We start from the raw sequence: 17,796 nt of genomic DNA, 5'->3' as shown, positions 1-17,796 counted from the left end.
AACTGTGGCTTTTTTTTGCATCCCCCTTATAAATCCTTTCGAAGTTCACCAATGACATGTCCCAACTCCGGGAGAATCAATTTATTCATCGCAAGTCGAACCGCACCTGATGAGCCTGGGGTGGAAAAAATCGCCTTGTCCTTCACGACTCCGGCGATAGCCCTGGATAGAATGGCTGCCGAACCGATGTCCTCTTGATAGCTGAGCATACGGAAAACCTCGCCAAAACCGGGAATTTCCTTGGTCATCAATTCTTTAACCGCCTCGATTGTTACATCCCTTTTGGCGATGCCAGTCCCTCCATTAGTTAATATGGCATCGACCTTGATGCTATTGCAGCCCGCTTTAACTGCTTCTTGGATCGCTTCTCTTTCATCTTTCACAATTTCATATTCCGTCACTTCATGCCCATTCGACTTCAATAACTCCATCATCAGCGCACCGCTTTTATCCGTTTCTTCATCACGAGTATCGCTAACGGTTATCACCATGCAGCGAATTGCCCCCGTGATGGCTTTTTTATGATTCTTGACACTCATTCTTCAGTAGCCTTCTTCAACTGTAAATACCGATATTGATAGAACTTCTGGGCAAATTCACTGACATTCCGGGTCATTTGATAATTGGCCCCAGCCCCAATGGCCATGCTGATGAATGGAATGCCCTGAACCAGTTTTTTCCGAAAAACAGTAATGGATATGGCCTTCAACAGTTGCTTCAGTGGCTGTTCCATCCAGGTAGGATTTGTCAGTTCATCAATCCCCAGATAAAAATAGTCATCTTCTGCGGTCTGGACTTCCCGGATCAATTCTTCCCAAGCTATTCCTTGGAGTCTCTTTGGCATCGCACCTGCATTGAAAACCTTAAGAGCCAACATCATTTCAAAAGGCGTATTCACCTCAATACCATATGACATTGCAATCAGTTGTACAGTCCGGACATTGATGACCGTCATGGCCGGAATATCACTCCCTAACAGGAGAAGGCCTCCTGACCCGCTTATCCCTCCTTGTGCAAATGAATATAAACGATGCTTAGCAATATGCTGGTTCGCTATGTAATTCAACTGGTCGATCGATAAGAGATTTAAGTCACTGAGCATTTCGATATCTTCATTAAACACCCGCGCAGATGCTAAAATCCGCTCTCTTGCATCTATTTGAATTTGTGAGCTTTGGACCATGGCATGCAAATGAAAAAGCCATGTATCAAGCTTTTCAAAAAACTGTTGTTGGACGTTTTCTGGAAGCAGTGCAAAACCCTGCTCTAACCATTTATCATACAATGCTGCCAGATCCGTTGGCTCATACTGATAAAGATTTTCTTGCCATTCACTAATTTCATTCCAAATTTTGATTTCCCGATTCGTGAATTCCATGCATCAAGCCTCCTATGTACAGAATTGGTGGATTCTCCCTTAAGTATACCATAGAGGAGGACTTTTCAAGAATAGATGATGCTGTTCCTGTGTTTCAAGGTCATAGCTCACTTGGAATGATATCCATAAAAAAAAGCCATATGAAAGGGCTTGAAGGTCAATCATTTGCATCAGCTTTATACAATAACAGAATGCAATCCGAGAAAAGATCCCCTTACCAAAGACATAAATCGTGTAAGGGGATTTTTCTAAGAAAAACAGGAAAAGGCATGTTTTCTCATTTCCGGCTTAAAGCTACCTCCATGGTATCCCTGGCAATCATGATTTCTTCATTAGTAGGGATGACCATCACTTTCACCGGGGAATAAGGTGCATTGATGAATGCTTCCTTACCAGTGGTGCGATTAAGATCCTTATCCCAATAAACGCCCATGAATTCCAGTCCCTCCAAGATCCGACCTCTAATGGTTTGGCTGTTTTCACCGATGCCGGCTGTAAAAATGATGCCATCCACTCCCCCCATTTTAGCTGAATAGGAACCTATATACTTGTGAATCCGATCTGCAAAAACTTCAAGTGCAAGTACAGCCCGCTCATTGCCTTTATCCGCTTCCACTTGGATATCGCGCAGGTCGCTGGAAAATCCGGAGAGGGCTAGCATGCCGCTTTCCTTATTCAAGACATCCAGCACTTCATCAGCTGTTTTCCCCGTTTTTTCCATGATATAAGGAATCAGCGCCGGATCGATGTTACCTGAACGCGTACCCATTGTAACACCGGCCAATGGTGTAAATCCCATTGATGTATCAATCGACTTACCACCCTTTATTGCCGTAATGCTTGCACCATTTCCTAAATGGCAGGATATCAAACGAAGCTGCTCAATCGGGCGGCCGATCATTTTTGCCCCCCGCTGTGACACATATTTATGTGAAGTACCATGGAAGCCATACTTCCTTATTCCGTATTTTTCATAATATTCAAAAGGTAAGCTGTACAAATATGAACCTGCAGCCATCGTTTGATGAAAGGCAGTGTCGAAAACAGCAACTGCCGGAACATCACCAAGTATTCGCCTGAATGCTTTGATTCCCGTGCTATTCGCGGGATTATGAAGGGGTGCCAACTCTGAAAGTTTATCGATTTCCTCTATCACGTCCTCCGTGATCATGACCGAGTCAGTGAACACCTCACCACCATGCACCACACGATGCCCTACGGCGTCCAAATCTTCAAAGGAGTCAAGGATGTGGTGGTAAATCAGCTTTTTCAACAAAAGTCCAACAGCCACTTCATGATTGGGTATATGGGACGTTTCAGAAACTTTTTCGCCTTCGACACTCAAAGTAAATGTGGAATTTTTCAAGCCGATTCTTTCTACAAGACCTTTTGTAATCACTTGTTCACTTGGCATCTCAAAAAGCTGAAACTTCAATGAAGAGCTGCCTGCATTAATAGCCATGATTTTTGACATCCATCCTGCTCCTTTACTCAAAGCTAGTCAACCAAACTATGATCATCTTAACGAATAACGCGCAGTGTATTGTACAATCTTATCATGGTAAAGAATGACAACCAAATGAAAAATAATCACCCTTACAAAAAAAATGAAAGCCAATGCGAATGGCATCAGCTTTCATTTACTATTTTTCCTCTTTAAACCAATCGTCCATCTGTTGCATGACAGACCTTGTTGCATCGAAATCCGAAAGCTTCGGAAGTTGAACGAGCAGTGCCTTTTTCGGTGCTTCGATCCCCTCTTTCTTCTTTTGAAGGATCAGGATGCTTTTCGCAGCCGCTTCACTTTTAAACATGGAAAGCGGCAGTTGCACCATCCCTTGGATATGTGTATGTTTTTTCAGGAAATCATTGAGTTTCTGCGCTTCTTCCGAGACGAACAAGTTATTTGGGACAATGAAGAAAAGATGTCCGCCATCCTTCACATGTTTAACACTTTGCTCAATAAACAAATGGTGTGCATACGAATGTCCTTTTTCGGCCTTCAATTCATAATCTGCTGCACGTACATCATTCGGGTAATAACCAATCGGCAAATCACTGACCACAACATCCGAAGGATCGATGAAAAGCGGCTCCAGACTGTCCTGATTGAAGAATTGCAGCGGGTGTTCTTGTAAGTTCGCACCTGCATATGCAAGCCTAATCAAGGTTTCATCAATTTCGACACCATATGACGCGATATTTTTATCTGGAAGTTGATTCAAGATTGCAAATAACAAATTCCCCGTTCCGACAGCAGGATCGAGCATGACTAACTCTTTTTGACCCTTGGCGAATTTACCGACTAAATAGCTGACGAACATTCCGACTGCATCAGGGGTCATTTGGTGATTCGGTTGTACGCTCTGCTGCATGCCTTTTAATATGGCAAGCTGAAAGGCTTTACGGATTGCTTCCTTCTCATATTTCTCGAGTGAAAAGTCTGCATAATGCTTCATTAACCTTTTCTTCGATACTTCACTGATTTCCTCCTGCAGGACTTTCCCTTGAAAGAAATTCTCGCCCGTTTCACCCAGGGCATCCAGATACGTGCATGAGAGTTCACTTTGTAATATTTGGGCTGTTTCATCAAATTCATAAAATAATTGTTCAACTGGGGTAGACTTCACTTATTAATTCCTCCTGTTTGCTTCTGTCCTTATTTTAAAGGTAAGAAGAAAGAGATACAAGCCGTACGTCCTGCTGATGATTCTTCGTTTATTTCATATACTGTTTTCCAATTTTGAAAGTCCACATTTAAGCTCTCTTTTTCAAAATTTTTCACCATGATTAAATAAAAGGTGAATTTGTTCATTTACTAGTGCGGATAAATAGGTGGTTGGTGTATTTTGGGAGATTTTTATTCATTATTAAGCAGTTCGCAAACTTAGATGGTCCATATACTCTTTTAATTATTTGCAATTATTAATCTGACTAGCACCAAAATTAAGCCTTTTGAGAAGATCCGTTACCTGTATTTTTTCCTCATTATCTATAAGACTAATTTTCGGATTTTACTTCAACGTGTTGAGGAAAGATTGCTTTAAATAAACTTTGACCTTTGTCAGTTAGAACTACATTTGAAGCCCGACAGTCAGTTGAACTTGGCTCAAAATGCAGGGCTGTTGCCCTGTATTTTTTTCTACTTGGAAAGGCTCAATGAATGCCCAAACAGAATACCATACATGAGGTGGTGATTATATGGATAATGAAAATCAATACTATCATGGGCCGGTTAATCCGCTAAATCAGCAACATGGTATTCAGGCAGATGATGAACTTAACAGGCAGCAACAAGGGTTTCAACAAGGGTTTCGACAAGGATTTCGACAAGGGTATCGCCAAGGGTACCGAGAAGGATTTCGAGCAGGGCAACAAGCGGGTTTTCCAGGACCCCATCAAAGACAAATGCCGTCTTGGCCTAATGAAATTGACATAAAAGTTGGTACACCTAATGGTCAAGAGTGGTCTGGCAAGATTGTTTTACCACTAAATGGTCCGACTTTAGAGCCTTAACTAAATCCAGCATATAAAAAATGAAACTCGTCAAAAATCATAAAAAACCAGTGTATTAGAAAACGAATGCCCTGTCCACTTCAACGACAAGATGTTTATCAACAAGAAAATCAACATTAAAACAAAAAACCGGGCACATTGTGCCCGGTTTCTTAGAATTAGCCTCTTATTTTGCCGCTTTAGCCGCTTCGATTGCACCTTCGTAATTTGGATGGTTAGTGCCTTCACTCACATATTCTACATATGTGAGTTCATCGGAGCTGTTCACTACGAATACAGAGCGCGCCAATAGGCGAAGTTCCTGCATGACTACACCATAAGCTTCACCGAAAGAAAGGTCACGGTGATCTGAAAGAACTTGAACATTATCCAAGCCGCTAGCAGCACACCAGCGTTTTTGCGCGAAAGGAAGATCGTTACTGATCGTCAGGACTTTAACATTATCCAATTTTGCCGCTTCTTCATTGAATTTACGTGTCTGTGCATCACAAACACCTGTATCCACGGATGGAACCACGCTGATAATGCGGACAGAACCTTTAGAGTCGCTTAATGTAACCGGTGATAAGTCATTAGCCAATACTGTAAAATCAGGTGCTTTGTCCCCAACTTTTAATTCTTGTCCTACTAAAGTGATCGGGTTGTTTTTAAATGTTACTGAAGCCATTAAAAAATTCCTCCTTTTTCTGCTATATGTACAAGGATAATCATATTTGTTTTACCGGAATTTTGCAATTAATTGAATTGGGAAAAATGTTTGTGTACATGTCTCTTTCAATAGTTTGGATATTTCAGCAAAAAGAAAACTCGGCGGATGCCGAGTCGCAGTTAGAAATCTAAATCCTGTTTAGGTTCTTGGTATCTCATTGTGGGTGGTTGACTGCCAGCTTGCTTTTGATTTTTGTCTTTCTTGGCTAGCATGGATTGAATCTTATCTACAACCTGAGGAGCTAAATCCATCATTCTTTCGAGAAGGTGTGTTCCTTCATCAAGATGGATCATTTTCACGCCATGGGAACCGACAATCAAAAAGGCAATTGGTGTTATGGAGACCCCACCACCGCTCCCGCCGCCAAATGGCTGCTTGGACTCTCCTTGCTGTCCTTGCTGTCCTTGATGATTACCATCGAGCACAAATTCGCTTCCACCGGCTGCAAAACCAAACCCAACTTTGGATACAGTTAAAATGACGCTTCCATCCGGAGTTTCCACCGGATCTCCGATGATCGTGTTCACATCGACCATTTCTTTCAGATTTTCCATCGCTTCTTTCATTAATCCTTGGATCGGATGATCTGACATCTAAATTCCTCCACTCTAGAACGATTGTTTATTGGAATCACCTGATAGCTTCGCTAATTTCCTGGACTTGAAGTTTGCCTTTCCGCCTTTCCAATAACGAAGCAGTTTTATTCCAGTCACCATAGCTTGCCCGATTCTAAATTGTAATATGCAGGAAATCGTCGTATTGGCCTGCCATCGATGAAAGTCGGGAGTTATGGAATAAGAGGGCATGATCCTGAAGTTGAAATAGGTAGTTAATAAACCAATGATGGAACCTTTAAGTGCCCAGCATACTCCTGTTAACATACCGGTGTGTGCGGCGTTTTTAGCACCAACCATACTGTGCCAAGTGAATTTTTTAACTTGCACTTTCCCTGTGAAATGACGGACGGTCCGATGAAAACCGACGACATGATGTAGGATCTCCTTCATGTCAGCGAACTCATCACGTAAATCTTCGGGAGTGATTTTTTTCATTTCTTCTTTTTTTTCTTCTTCCTTCATTCCTTGTTCTTGCTTTACTACTATAGCTGCCGAATCATCATCCATTTTAATGACCGGCACTTTGAAAGTATAGTGAAAAAGTCCATACCAAGCTGATAATTTAATATGTATTAGGTCATTTTTTTGGACACGTTTGAAATCAATGTACACCCTTACTTTAGTGAAAATAAGAAGAAGCAGCACCAATATGAGGATACCCATAATCAACAAAAGCCACTTCATGCATCCACATCCTTTCAGCCTATTATTATCGGCATATGCCAAAAAAAATAAACCTGCAAAAGCAAAAATCACGCTCTTACAGATTTATAAATGAAAGAAATCATCTTCTGATCAAAACCACACTTGTGTCTGCAAAGACATCATGCAAAGCCTGTTTCTTCGGTAATAGGCCTGCCAAAAGATAGCCAATCCATGTGATTTTTGAGATATAGCGGCCAATCAGCTCCCTGAACAATACCGTACCCCATGAAATGGTTTTTGTTTCTTCCTTCAATGCAACGACTTTCAGTCCAAATATCATTTTGCCAAGGGTTTGGTTCAAGAACTTGGTCATCAAAACAAAGTATAAGAAGAATACGATTCCTGTTAAAAAGCCCTCTGCAGAAAACCAAAGATCATCTGTACCTTCATAGAACTTAAAGATAGGATGAATCAATATACGATTCAAACTACCGATAATCAACAGATCCGCTAAATAAGCCCAAAATCTCATCCAAAAACCAGCAAAATAAACGACCTTGACTTCCCCATCATCCACGGTCTTCTCGGCATGTGGAAATTCCTGCTGAACGGGAATCTCATGATTTGCCATTAGATTGGATGAAGCGATTTGTTCATTGTTTTCATTTCGTTCCGTCATCCTTCAGCCCCCCTATTCCGCATACAAATACATTAAGCGTGGAGAATTTGAGGAGGAAAGGATTTTTGTCAAGACCGCCGTTTCCACATCATTTCCCAACATTTTTTGCGCTCCCATACTGAATAATGAACCGAAACCTGCCTCATCTGTATAACGGATAACTTGAGCATCTTTATTACCGATATCCGTTTTCATTGCGGCAATTACATCATCCAAATGGCCGAAATCATCGATTAGATGGTTTTCTTTCGCCTGACGCCCATCATAAATCCGCCCATCGGCAATTTTCCTTACTTCCTTCTCTGTCATACCGCGTCCATCGGCAATGACTTTTACAAATTGATCATAAGAATTATCAATCATATCTTGCAGTATTTTACGTTCTTCACCAGTCATTTCCCGGGTCGGACTCATAATATCTTTGTGTGGTCCGCTTTTGATTGTTTCGAATTCAACCCCATACTTCTCGGCCAACTTCTCGTAATTATACCCATGCATGATAACACCAAGTGAACCCGTCATCGTTTCTGGGCTAGCGTATATCTTATCGGCTGGTGCAGAAATATAATATCCACCGGAAGCCGCCATTGACCCCATGGAAACATAGACAGGTTTTTTCACTTTTTTTATATCTAGGATTTTGTCATAGATCTCTGCACTTTCTACGACACCGCCGCCCGGAGAATTCACCCGCAGGATGATTCCTTTAATATCATCATTTTCTTCCGCCATCTTTAGCTTATCCATGAAGGCGCGATGATTATATGTTGCTGAACTAAGTAATGATGCTTCTCCAGTATCTTGAATCGTGCCTTCCACATCAAATACGGCAATAATATTAGAGAAATCTTCACCTTCTATGACTTCCTCGTAAAATGCACTTTCGGAAGCAAATAAATCCTCAATAATATTTTCCGTATCGGCTGTAAATAGAGTCGTAGCCGTCCCTACAGCAATAGAGACAAAAAATAAAACGGCTGCAATTCCAAGTGCTGCCCAACGCTTTCCATTCATCTGTTTTCCCCCTTAAATATATGTATCCTTCTTACCATACGAACTAATAACAAAAATGTTTCATTCCATGATAAACCAAGACATCTAAAATTGTAGCAAATAATACCCTAATTGGAAATGTGTAGTGCACTTTGTCATATCAACTTTCCCCTATAAAGAAAAAAGAAGACCCTTTCATCATTATTCATACTTAGAGGGATTATGATGTACAGAAGAAATATTTATTTTTTCCATACTTCAAATTCAGAGATGTCGAACGATGATCCGGATTGTTTTCAATCATTGCTCATCCATGGCATAAATAGAAAAACTGCCGGAATTCATCCCGGCAGCTTCTACATTCATTTCTTTGGAGCTAATTCAATGGCTGACTGAATGGCCGCAAGCATGCTTTTTTCATCAGCGATGTTCTTCCCAGCGATATCAAAGGCTGTGCCATGATCTACGGAAGTTCTGATAATTCCGCCTTTCAGTCCTACGGTAATATTGACCCCAGCCTCAATTCCCATAACCTTGATTGGGGCATGTCCCTGGTCATGATAACAGGCAATGACAATATCAAAATCTCCACGGCCAGCCCTGAAGAATAATGTATCTGCAGGAAGCGGCCCTGTTACATTGACTCCCTCATTCTGTGCCCTTTCTATTCCGGGCATTAATTTCTCTTCTTCTTCACCATTTCCGAATAAACCATTTTCCCCTGCATGAGGGTTTATCCCGCATACAGCGATGCTAGGATTTTTGAACCCCGCTTTTGTCAGTGTTTCATGTGCAAGCTTGATCACTTTGTACGTCCGCTCAGGATTAATGCTCTCGATTGCTTCAATCAGTCCCATATGTGTCGTCAAATGAATGACCTTTAAGTTTGGGGTGGTTAACATCATCGAAAAGTCTTCCGTATCCGTAAGGTCAGCAAGAATCTCAGTATGCCCCGGATACATATGTCCTCCTTTGTGGAGCGCTTCTTTATTCAAAGGGGCGGTACAGATCGAATCGATTTTCTTTTCCATCGCCAAGTCGATGGCTTTTGCCAAGTATTGAAATGCACCGTCTCCCGCTATAGCGGAAACCTCTCCAAATGGAAGGTCCATAGGAAGGATGTCCAAATCCAGAACATCTATCGAACCGAACTCATACTTCGCCTCAGAAGGGTCCTTTATGGAATGCACAATCCCCGCATAGCCTACGATAGGCTTTACCTTTTCTATTATTTTTGCATCTCCGATAATAAGCGGCCTGCACTGTTCATACACCTCTTCATGTCCCAATGCCTTTACGATAATTTCTGGTCCTATTCCCGCAGCATCTCCCATGGTAATTCCGATAATGGGTCTCATCAAGCATTCTCCCCTTTCAACTTTCTCATCGCATGTATAAATACGTTCTCTGTACCAAAGCCGCCAGCTTTCGTGACGACATAAATAGCTTCATTACCCAAGAACCTGGAGATAGGGACTCCTATTTCCAGTTCATCCAGCAATTCGAATCCTTTTACATCCCATAGATTGCATATTTGCTTGGCTGTATCGCCGCCGGTCATGGTAACACCTTTAAAATATTGTTTCTCTAACAGGACAGAACATACTGTCCCTATCGCTTTCACAATCTCGTTACTGATCTGTTTATGAGTAAGACCTTTAGATTCGCCCATTCTCCAAGCCTTTTCAATGTCCGTTTTTTCAGCAGTGGAATAAATGACGACATCCCGCCCTTCTCCTGCCTTTTGGATGGCCTCATGATAGACTCTTCTGATTTCCTCTGTTCTTTCCAGATCATCCGCCACAGCTTTATAGGACTCGAACGATACCGCATGTACCTGGGTCTGTTCCAACATTTTTTTCAATTGTATCCGTGAATTCTTATTCACACTTCCGATCACTGTAAGAACCGGGGAGGTCGATTTAGGAATCTTCATTCGACTTTCCTTAGCTGGAATAGAATAATGATCAGGCAGGTAATTGGCGATCCCTGCCGATCCCGCCCAGGCAACTTCAAGATTCATTTCCTTTGTATAATTCAATATATCTATCAAATGTTGCTCCTCGGTCGCATCGATGACGATGTACGTAATCGAATCCTCTGCAAACCGTGATAACTTACTCTTCACATGGTTTTTACCTTTATCCAAATCCTCCACTGTAATTGTACCAATATGATGTGATGTCTGTGCACCAATTAGCTCAGGCAGATAGGATAGGGTCACGGGCGTTTTAGGATCCTTGGATATCTCTGTTTCTGCAAGAGGAATCCCATTTAAATAGTGGGTAGAATTCAGTATGGATCTACCGTTTTTAGGATACCCCGGAGCGATCATGACTAAATCAGGCCTTATTGCATCATACATGGCATCTATTTCAGCACCGATATTTCCGCGCATTGTCGAATCTAGTTTTTTAAAGATGGTTGTGAAACCAGCCTGCTTTAAAAAAACTGCTGCTGCCTTGACTTTATTGTAAGCTTCTTGCCTATCAAGTGAACGGCTGTCTGTATCAAATACGACAGCTTCATAATCCCGTACATTTTCTTCATCCAATCCAAAAAGAACGGTCGTTTTGAGACCATGGCGAGCTAATTGAACTCCGCTATCATTGGCACCCGTTAAATCATCCGCGATGATCGCTAATTTCATTTTATTTCCCCTCCAAAACATGGGTTAACTCTAATTATTGTATTTAGCCACTCCACCCTTTTTATCCAAATGCTTGGATAGGAATCCGATGAATATTGGGAGAAGGATAGCTGTTGTTACAACACTTGCTGCAATTTGTACAGTCGCCAGCTCTGCATGAACCCCAAATGCAGCATTTGCTGCCACAATAGCTACAGGAGTTCCGACAGCATTACCCGCAGTGGAACCTTCAGAAGCACCGACAATCGGATTCCAACCTATCCATTTAAAGATCAGATACCCTCCTCCACCAGTTAGGACAACGGTAATCACACCAAGCAATACCCCACTTAATCCCCCTTGGATTATCGCTGTGAAATTAATCCCCATCCCTAATGAAAAGGCAAAGAATGGAACAAGCTTATCGCTCCCTTTAAAAAGAAACTCTTTCATCTCAGGATCTAAATTCCCTAATACCACCCCTACTAGCAGAGGAAGCAATACGGCTATGAACGAAGTTGGAGAGAACATGCCATCCGCGAAACCCATCGTCCCGAAAATAGCAAGCGCTACCATTGTTAGGAATGGACCGTCACTTAATGCCAGAAATGGATAGGCAGCCTTGTCTTCTTCCTTCCCATACTGACCTGCCAGTGCAATATAAAGCCCGCCGTTAGAATTTGTCATTGCTGCAATAATGGCCAATGGTGCCATTCCCAAAAACAATCCGTTACTATCGGCCAGCCAGAATCCAAGTAGTCCGACCAGTGCTCCTAATACCCACTTATATGTTAAAAGTGTAACGCCCTTTTTCACCGAAGTACCTGCAGTACGAAGATTGATTTGCGTTCCGGCAATTAAAAGGAATAATGCAATTAAAGCACTTGAACTGTTCACGAACAGTGCTTCTGTAAAACCGCCAATCCTTAATAAATTTGGAAATAATGTATTAATAGTCGCTGCCAGTAATAAGGGAACAACCATCATCCCCCCTGGGATACGATCAAGCGTTGCTTTAATTCTCATAACAAAACCCCCTTTGTTTTTTAAAGCGCTTACAATGTTTATATTAAAATAGCATGTTAATAAAAGCAACACTTAAAATAATATAAAATTACAATCAATGAAAATAGTTTAATTTTGCAACACTCCAATCAAAAAAACAAACTTAAAGTCATTCTTTAAGTTTGCGCCATAATGTTGCCCGGTTGATACCCAATCGTTCAGCCGTTTTAGTTTGATTATAGTCTTCTTCCTTAAGTGCTCTCTGAATGATATACTTTTCCATTTCCTTTAGTGTCGCTTTTTTTGAAAAGAAAATATCTGCAGGAATGCTATTATCTCCCATTAATTTCAGGATCGTTTCCTTTTGGATCACATACTCTGTTTCATTTAAAGCTATCTGTTTAATGAACTGTTTTAAGTCGTCAATGTTGTTCGGAAACGAATACTCCTCCAGAAGAGCAAGAGCTTCACTTTTTATATTCATTGCCGTTGTTCCATACGTTTGATGATAGTAGGATAAGAAGAATTTCGTTAATCTTTCTATATCGCTTTTACGTTCGGATAAATCCGGCATATGGATGGTGTTTATTGCAAAGTGTGAAGCAATAGCCTCGCTAATTTGATCATTTGTTACGATGAATACCGTTAAGCTATTTTTGCAGCAAGTGTTTAGAAATTCGATTAAGCGTTCTTGATCCTGTATACAATCGATATTCTTCAAGACGATTGTATGGATATTGTCTAGAGGCAGCTTGTTAAGTGTAGCTTCCTTGAATTCATTGAAATCAATGGTAAGGATCATCCCATTTTTTGTTTGTTCATTATGTATATAATTTACAAGAAACTCTTTACCGCTCCCTCTATTTCCTTTTAAATGAATGATTTCACGGTTCTTATAGAGAGCTGTCACATTATTTATGAGCGTTGGATCCATGGCAATCGGTTCTGAGATAGAAGCTGCCTTAATCTTCAACCCTTTTTGATCGAATCGTATCATCGCACTGGACGTTAATACATAAATCCTATATGATGCGTACAAACCATCATGTAAAAAGCCCTCTGCATCTATACTCCTGCCATCCAGTGAAAAGTGGGTATGAAGCTGCTTGCTTAAGTTAAGTTCCTTATTCATGCTCCTATATTGATCATCGGTTAATGGATTCGAATCGAAATCAGTTAAATGCTCATGGACAATTTGATTATCACTATTTAAAATGACGATATTTTGGACTTCTTTGACTAAAAGCCTTTCAAACATCCTATTGATGTCGCTTTTGTACTGAAGATAGGAAATCAGCTCTCTCGTATCGTTAATAGCCCTGATGATGGATTCCCTTCCCGATTGAATCAGAAATCCTTTCATGCCATAAGAGATGGTCGTATTTATTGTAATTACATCACCAACGATTTGTTTATAACCCTCGTTTTTCAAAATCAAAATGAGAGGAGCTACTTCCTCAGATTCACGAACCGTATAAACCTGTAAAGGAAGGTCTAATAAGTCGATAATCGATTGGGCGCCTGAAGTTATGTTTGAAAACCCTACGATGGCTGTTTTATCTTTAAGCTCACTGGCTAATGTCAGGGAACGAATCATGTCATAACCGGAAAGGTGCATGTCGATCACTGGGATATGGACGGATTTCTTAATTAACTTAGCCGTTCCTCCCCTGCTGATAATGGCATCCGCTCCGTTTTTCTCTTCCAATTTTGCAAGTTCCACACCCTTTTCCAAGTCGCCTATGGAGTAGCCTATTTCTAAATCTGGATAAAGAGGTACACACGCTTTTATAATTGGAATCATTGATTCATACGGGGCAATGATATGCACTTTCATACACAAAACCTACTTTCTTAAATATCCGAATCCTTTTCTGAATTCGTTAATATACCCAATGTATAGAAGGGATTGAAAGAGCCCTTATCAAGAATTAATTATACCATTTTTATGTTCACTTCCTAAAAAAGAACTGTTTCACCTCATAATCCGATGTAATTATCGCTATCCCGTTAATCATGCAGGAGTGGGCCGGTTTTTCCTTTCGACAACGCTTCCGCAAACGGTTAACAATAGTCATTCATTCCATGATAAACTAAGTCATATAATATTGTTCGAATGCAGCTGTTCTTTGTACTGTCGGCTTTCTCTTATGGAAATAAAAGAAAGCCTTTTCACCACTATTCATACTAGGGGGGTCATGATGAAGAGTCGAAGAAATATTTATTTTTTCCATGCTTCAAATTCAGAAATGCAAAACAAGGTGAAACGTCTAGCCGAGTTGGCAAAGGAACAATCATATGAAATCGTGCAAAATTTCACTGAAGCCAACATTATCGTAAGTATTGGTGATGACGGGACATTCTTACAGGCAGTCCGAAAAACCGGATTCAGGGATGATTGTTTATATGCTGGCATTTCCACCACAGGAAACTTGAATATGTATTGCGATTTCCACTTGGAAGACACGGACAAAATGATCGATGCCATGACAAGAGAGCAAATCGAGGTTCGCAAATATCCTACCATCGATATACAATTGGACGGTCAACCATCCTTTTATGCGCTCAACGAACTCAGTATCCGGACTTCCATCACCAAGACGTTCATCATGGATATTTTCATTGACCAACTTCATTTTGAAACTTTTCGCGGCGACGGAATCATCATTGCTACTCCGACCGGAAGCACCGCCTATAATAAATCGGTCAATGGAGCCGTTGTGGACCCCCTTCTCCCATGCTTTCAAGTGAGCGAGCTCGCTTCAATCAATAACAATACATATCGGACGCTAGGTTCTTCATTCATCCTAAGCGGAGATAAGACGTTGAACGTCCACCTGGAGCAAAATGGGCCAAGCTATCCAATCATCGGAATGGACAATGAAGCCTTGAGCATCAGTCATGTCGAAAAGGTCCAGGTCCGATTAAGCGGTAAAGTCATCAAAACCGTTAAACTTAAGGACAATTCCTTTTGGGAAAAGGTAAAAAGAACCTTTCTATAAAAAATATTAAAAAGGTACCAGATCTACTATCTGGTACCTTTTTATAAACTATAAAAATCTTTCGTATTTTGATAAAGGATTTCATACACGACTTCTATGGCTAAGCCTTTAATTGAAGCAATTTGACGCACACTGTCATGCATCATGCCCGGATGTGTCCATTTCCCTTTGAAAACCCCTTCAAACGGCCAGGGGCCATCCGTTTCAATCATCATTTGCTTAAGTGGGTATACAGAAACCAACTCCTGTATTTCTCTTTCATAACATACATCAGGTGTGACTGAAATGAGGTACCCGTTTTTGGCCATTCTTTCGATTGTGTGGATATCACCTTTAAACCAATGAAAATGTGCCTTTGTGATTTGATGTTTTTCCAATAGATCCCAAACAATAGGTGCATCATTATGGACGGCATGAAGAATAACCGGTTTTTCGATTTCTTTAGCTAGCACCAAGAACCTCTCCAGTATTTCTATATACTCTGACGTATCCATATTGGGATTTTCCTGCCTTAAGTAATAGGGCAGCCCAACCTCACCTACGGCAAACATATCGTGGTGATGTTCCCGCATCCAACTCAGTAAATCTTTCATTTCTTCTTTACTCGGGAGTGGCTGCTCGGGATGATAACCAAAGGCCGGCTTGATTCGTGAATCTTTTAGTGAAAGGTGATAATTGTTTATGGAAGAAGTCAAATTCATGGAAACAGTAAGCAAAGATTCCAAATGAACCTTTTCCATATCAGTAAGGATCTGCTTCTGCTTCCATTCATCATACCTATCCAAATGGATATGGCTATCGATGATTTTCATGTTTCACTTTCTCCTTCCTACGTAGTAACAGTCGGCTTTAGTGCTGCATATAGTTCTCTCTTCAAATTAAAAAATTCATCACTAAGGAGCTGTTCTTCCCTTCTTGGCCTTGGAAATGGAACAACAACCTCTTTTATGACAGTAGCGGGTTTTGCTGATAACACATATATTCTATCGGAAAGGAAAACCGCTTCATCAATGCTATGCGTAACAAAAAGCACCGATCTCCGATTTTCTTCCCAAACAGACATCAGCCATTTTTGCATTTGCAATCTTGTCAGTTCATCCAATGCAGAAAAAGGTTCATCCAGACACATCAATTCCTGTGGACTTAAGATACTTCGAATAAATGCGGCTCTTTGCTTCATGCCTCCAGATAATTCGTGCGGATATGCTTTCTCATACTCTTCCAATCCCGCTTTCACCAAAAGGGCTTTTGCCATTTCTTTGTCTCTAATCCCAGCCAGTTCACTTCCAAGCAAGACATTTTCCAATACCGTTCTCCAAGGTAAAAGGGAAGGCTGTTGGGGCATATAGCTTATATGGCCCTTTAAGCCATTTATTTTTTTACTATCCAGCGAAATGATGCCCTGATTCGGCTTCAAAATGCCCCCGATCAAGTGGAACAATGTACTTTTACCGCTGCCGGATGGTCCAAGGATCGTGACAAACTCCCCATCACCTACATGGAAATGTATATTCTCTAAAATATTCTGTTTACCACCGAAAGAATAGGAGACATCTTTAATTTCCAGTTTCATCCTTTTCACCCTCCTTTCTCTTCCATGAAACAAGGTATTTCTCCAGTAAGTTAATGATTCCAAAAAAGAGAAGGCTCATTCCCATAATGATGAAAATAGAAACAAACACCCGATCTGTCCTGAATGCAGAGGAAGCTAGCGTCATATAAACGCCGATCCCCGATTTAGCTCCAAGCCATTCAGAAATAACCGCACCCATTACACTATATGTTGCCGAAATTTTCAAGCCTGAGAAAATGGACGGAATCGAATGAGGAAGCTCCAGCTTCCAAAATAACTGGTTTCTCCCCGCCCCCATCATCTTGAAATAATGCTTAAGTTCATATGGTGTCTGGCGAAAACCGTCTAATGAAGCAACGGCAACAGGAAAAAAACACACGAGAGAAATCACTATTAGCTTTGGCAGCATTCCAAAACCAAACCAGATCACTAATAGCGGTGCCAAAACTATGATTGGAATATTTTGTGATAGTATGAGCAGGGGATAAACCGCCTCTTTTACACCAGGAAACAGGTGTAAGATTGCCGCAATTAATAAGCCGATGCAGCTTCCTATAAAAAAACCGTTTAACGCAAGCTCAGTAGTTGATATTAGGTGTCCCGAAAGATCGTGAAACGATTCAATTCCTTCAGTCAAAATGGCTGATGGAGCAGGAAGCAACCATTCTTCAACTTTTAATAAGACTGTCACTGATTCCCATACTATCAGCAACAATAATAAAAGAAAGAAGGGAGCCCCCTTCTTCCAAATTCTCCTTCCGATCATGCCCGATATTTCTCCGTTAACGTACCCATCGTAATCCCGCTCGGCTGATATAATATTTTCACTTGGGAAATGACATTCGGCGATCCTATTTCAATCATTCTTACATTCATTTTTTCTATCACGGCGAAAAGTTCGGAAAGCTCACCTTCCATTGTTGTTTCAAGCGGGTGAACCTCATACTTGACACCTGATTCATCAATGATCTTGATTGCTTCATCGACCATAGGGATGACATTTTCCCCTTTAGGGATAATTTGTATACTAATTAATGAATTGGCCATTTC

The 17,796-nt window shown here is 41.0% G+C and carries 19 protein-coding genes; 2 read left to right on the top strand and 17 right to left on the bottom strand.

Going from position 1 to position 17,796, the window contains the following annotated elements:
• Window positions 1-26: 26 nt before the first annotated feature.
• The 4 genes from ACQKMH_RS02705 to ACQKMH_RS02690 all read right to left on the bottom strand — a co-directional run bounded on the left by ACQKMH_RS02705 (window position 27) and on the right by ACQKMH_RS02690 (window position 4,008).
• Window positions 27-539 carry a MogA/MoaB family molybdenum cofactor biosynthesis protein gene (locus ACQKMH_RS02705; RefSeq protein WP_427585969.1) on the bottom strand — a complete coding sequence of 171 codons (513 nt, stop codon included), beginning with the start codon at window positions 537-539 and terminating at the stop codon, window positions 27-29.
• Window positions 536-1,378: an EcsC family protein gene (locus ACQKMH_RS02700; protein WP_427585967.1), complete on the bottom strand. Its 843-nt coding sequence runs from the start codon at window positions 1,376-1,378 to the stop codon at window positions 536-538. The genes ACQKMH_RS02705 and ACQKMH_RS02700 overlap by 4 nt, the downstream gene beginning before the upstream one ends.
• Window positions 1,379-1,655: 277 nt before the next feature.
• On the bottom strand, window positions 1,656-2,852 hold the full coding sequence (locus ACQKMH_RS02695; RefSeq protein ID WP_427585966.1) for an acetate kinase: 1,197 nt from the start codon (window positions 2,850-2,852) through the stop codon (window positions 1,656-1,658).
• 169 nt (window positions 2,853-3,021) lie between these two features.
• Window positions 3,022-4,008 carry a class I SAM-dependent methyltransferase gene (locus tag ACQKMH_RS02690; protein WP_427585965.1) on the bottom strand — a complete coding sequence of 329 codons (987 nt, stop codon included), beginning with the start codon at window positions 4,006-4,008 and terminating at the stop codon, window positions 3,022-3,024.
• A gap of 571 nt (window positions 4,009-4,579) precedes the next feature.
• Here ACQKMH_RS02690 and ACQKMH_RS02685 point away from each other — a divergent pair.
• Window positions 4,580-4,894: a hypothetical protein gene (locus ACQKMH_RS02685; protein WP_427585964.1), complete on the top strand. Its 315-nt coding sequence runs from the start codon at window positions 4,580-4,582 to the stop codon at window positions 4,892-4,894.
• Between the two features lie 166 nt (window positions 4,895-5,060).
• Here ACQKMH_RS02685 and tpx read toward each other — a convergent pair whose 3' ends face one another.
• From tpx to ACQKMH_RS02640, 9 genes are all read right to left on the bottom strand, one after another.
• The gene (gene tpx, locus ACQKMH_RS02680; protein WP_427585963.1) at window positions 5,061-5,561 is read right to left on the bottom strand and encodes a thiol peroxidase; all 501 of its coding nucleotides are present in this window, start codon (window positions 5,559-5,561) and stop codon (window positions 5,061-5,063) included.
• Window positions 5,562-5,722: 161 nt separating this feature from the next.
• Entirely contained in the window at window positions 5,723-6,196 is a 474-nt protein-coding gene (gene ytfJ / locus ACQKMH_RS02675) for a GerW family sporulation protein (protein WP_427585962.1), read from the bottom strand.
• 15 nt (window positions 6,197-6,211) lie between these two features.
• The gene (locus ACQKMH_RS02670) at window positions 6,212-6,904 is read right to left on the bottom strand and encodes a DUF2953 domain-containing protein (RefSeq protein WP_427585961.1); all 693 of its coding nucleotides are present in this window, start codon (window positions 6,902-6,904) and stop codon (window positions 6,212-6,214) included.
• 100 nt (window positions 6,905-7,004) lie between these two features.
• Window positions 7,005-7,544, bottom strand: coding sequence for an RDD family protein (locus ACQKMH_RS02665; protein ID WP_427585960.1), 540 nt, complete (start codon window positions 7,542-7,544; stop codon window positions 7,005-7,007).
• 12 nt (window positions 7,545-7,556) lie between these two features.
• On the bottom strand, window positions 7,557-8,558 hold the full coding sequence (gene sppA, locus ACQKMH_RS02660) for a signal peptide peptidase SppA (protein WP_427585959.1): 1,002 nt from the start codon (window positions 8,556-8,558) through the stop codon (window positions 7,557-7,559).
• A gap of 341 nt (window positions 8,559-8,899) precedes the next feature.
• On the bottom strand, window positions 8,900-9,895 hold the full coding sequence (gene pdxA, locus ACQKMH_RS02655) for a 4-hydroxythreonine-4-phosphate dehydrogenase PdxA (protein ID WP_427585958.1): 996 nt from the start codon (window positions 9,893-9,895) through the stop codon (window positions 8,900-8,902).
• Window positions 9,895-11,187: a four-carbon acid sugar kinase family protein gene (locus ACQKMH_RS02650; RefSeq protein WP_427585957.1), complete on the bottom strand. Its 1,293-nt coding sequence runs from the start codon at window positions 11,185-11,187 to the stop codon at window positions 9,895-9,897. The genes pdxA and ACQKMH_RS02650 overlap by 1 nt, the downstream gene beginning before the upstream one ends.
• Window positions 11,188-11,217: 30 nt before the next feature.
• Entirely contained in the window at window positions 11,218-12,192 is a 975-nt protein-coding gene (locus ACQKMH_RS02645; protein WP_427585956.1) for a 2-keto-3-deoxygluconate permease, read from the bottom strand.
• Window positions 12,193-12,340: 148 nt separating this feature from the next.
• Window positions 12,341-14,008 carry a PrpR N-terminal domain-containing protein gene (locus ACQKMH_RS02640; protein ID WP_427585955.1) on the bottom strand — a complete coding sequence of 556 codons (1,668 nt, stop codon included), beginning with the start codon at window positions 14,006-14,008 and terminating at the stop codon, window positions 12,341-12,343.
• 364 nt (window positions 14,009-14,372) lie between these two features.
• Here ACQKMH_RS02640 and ACQKMH_RS02635 point away from each other — a divergent pair, with 364 nt between their 5' ends.
• On the top strand, window positions 14,373-15,173 hold the full coding sequence (locus ACQKMH_RS02635; RefSeq protein WP_427585954.1) for an NAD kinase: 801 nt from the start codon (window positions 14,373-14,375) through the stop codon (window positions 15,171-15,173).
• Between the two features lie 41 nt (window positions 15,174-15,214).
• Here the strand turns inward: ACQKMH_RS02635 and ACQKMH_RS02630 are convergent, their stop codons facing one another.
• Genes ACQKMH_RS02630 through ACQKMH_RS02615 form a run of 4 tightly spaced genes read right to left on the bottom strand, consistent with a single transcriptional unit; the run spans window position 15,215 to window position 17,793 of the window.
• On the bottom strand, window positions 15,215-15,985 hold the full coding sequence (locus ACQKMH_RS02630; RefSeq protein ID WP_427585953.1) for a TatD family hydrolase: 771 nt from the start codon (window positions 15,983-15,985) through the stop codon (window positions 15,215-15,217).
• A gap of 17 nt (window positions 15,986-16,002) precedes the next feature.
• Window positions 16,003-16,746 carry an ABC transporter ATP-binding protein gene (locus ACQKMH_RS02625; RefSeq protein WP_427585952.1) on the bottom strand — a complete coding sequence of 248 codons (744 nt, stop codon included), beginning with the start codon at window positions 16,744-16,746 and terminating at the stop codon, window positions 16,003-16,005.
• Window positions 16,730-17,512 (bottom strand): ABC transporter permease, encoded by a 783-nt coding sequence (locus ACQKMH_RS02620; protein WP_427585951.1) that lies wholly within the window; start codon window positions 17,510-17,512, stop codon window positions 16,730-16,732. The genes ACQKMH_RS02625 and ACQKMH_RS02620 overlap by 17 nt, the downstream gene beginning before the upstream one ends.
• Complete coding sequence (locus ACQKMH_RS02615; RefSeq protein ID WP_427585950.1) at window positions 17,509-17,793, bottom strand: thiamine-binding protein; 285 nt, start codon at window positions 17,791-17,793, stop codon at window positions 17,509-17,511. The genes ACQKMH_RS02620 and ACQKMH_RS02615 overlap by 4 nt, the downstream gene beginning before the upstream one ends.
• Window positions 17,794-17,796 lie beyond the last annotated feature (3 nt).

Origin of the sequence: Peribacillus sp. NPDC097895 (genome assembly GCF_050277555.1) — a bacterium.
GTDB lineage: Bacteria > Bacillota > Bacilli > Bacillales > DSM-1321 > Peribacillus.
This window is presented reverse-complemented; position numbering and strand designations above follow the sequence as displayed.

Bases quoted from the DNA above. Each gene is read 5' to 3' on its own strand.
- ACQKMH_RS02705 (WP_427585969.1), bottom strand. From the start codon at position 539: ATGAGTGTCAAGAATCATAAAAAAGCCATCACGGGGGCAATTCGCTGC.
- ACQKMH_RS02700 (WP_427585967.1), bottom strand. From the start codon at position 1,378: ATGGAATTCACGAATCGGGAAATCAAAATTTGGAATGAAATTAGTGAA.
- ACQKMH_RS02695 (WP_427585966.1), bottom strand. From the start codon at position 2,852: ATGTCAAAAATCATGGCTATTAATGCAGGCAGCTCTTCATTGAAGTTT.
- ACQKMH_RS02685 (WP_427585964.1), top strand. From the start codon at position 4,580: ATGGATAATGAAAATCAATACTATCATGGGCCGGTTAATCCGCTAAAT.
- tpx (WP_427585963.1), bottom strand. From the start codon at position 5,561: ATGGCTTCAGTAACATTTAAAAACAACCCGATCACTTTAGTAGGACAA.
- ytfJ (WP_427585962.1), bottom strand. From the start codon at position 6,196: ATGTCAGATCATCCGATCCAAGGATTAATGAAAGAAGCGATGGAAAAT.
- ACQKMH_RS02670 (WP_427585961.1), bottom strand. From the start codon at position 6,904: ATGAAGTGGCTTTTGTTGATTATGGGTATCCTCATATTGGTGCTGCTT.
- ACQKMH_RS02665 (WP_427585960.1), bottom strand. From the start codon at position 7,544: ATGACGGAACGAAATGAAAACAATGAACAAATCGCTTCATCCAATCTA.
- sppA (WP_427585959.1), bottom strand. From the start codon at position 8,558: ATGAATGGAAAGCGTTGGGCAGCACTTGGAATTGCAGCCGTTTTATTT.
- pdxA (WP_427585958.1), bottom strand. From the start codon at position 9,895: ATGAGACCCATTATCGGAATTACCATGGGAGATGCTGCGGGAATAGGA.
- ACQKMH_RS02650 (WP_427585957.1), bottom strand. From the start codon at position 11,187: ATGAAATTAGCGATCATCGCGGATGATTTAACGGGTGCCAATGATAGC.
- ACQKMH_RS02645 (WP_427585956.1), bottom strand. From the start codon at position 12,192: ATGAGAATTAAAGCAACGCTTGATCGTATCCCAGGGGGGATGATGGTT.
- ACQKMH_RS02640 (WP_427585955.1), bottom strand. From the start codon at position 14,008: ATGAAAGTGCATATCATTGCCCCGTATGAATCAATGATTCCAATTATA.
- ACQKMH_RS02635 (WP_427585954.1), top strand. From the start codon at position 14,373: ATGAAGAGTCGAAGAAATATTTATTTTTTCCATGCTTCAAATTCAGAA.
- ACQKMH_RS02630 (WP_427585953.1), bottom strand. From the start codon at position 15,985: ATGAAAATCATCGATAGCCATATCCATTTGGATAGGTATGATGAATGG.
- ACQKMH_RS02625 (WP_427585952.1), bottom strand. From the start codon at position 16,746: ATGAAACTGGAAATTAAAGATGTCTCCTATTCTTTCGGTGGTAAACAG.
- ACQKMH_RS02620 (WP_427585951.1), bottom strand. From the start codon at position 17,512: ATGATCGGAAGGAGAATTTGGAAGAAGGGGGCTCCCTTCTTTCTTTTA.
- ACQKMH_RS02615 (WP_427585950.1), bottom strand. From the start codon at position 17,793: ATGGCCAATTCATTAATTAGTATACAAATTATCCCTAAAGGGGAAAAT.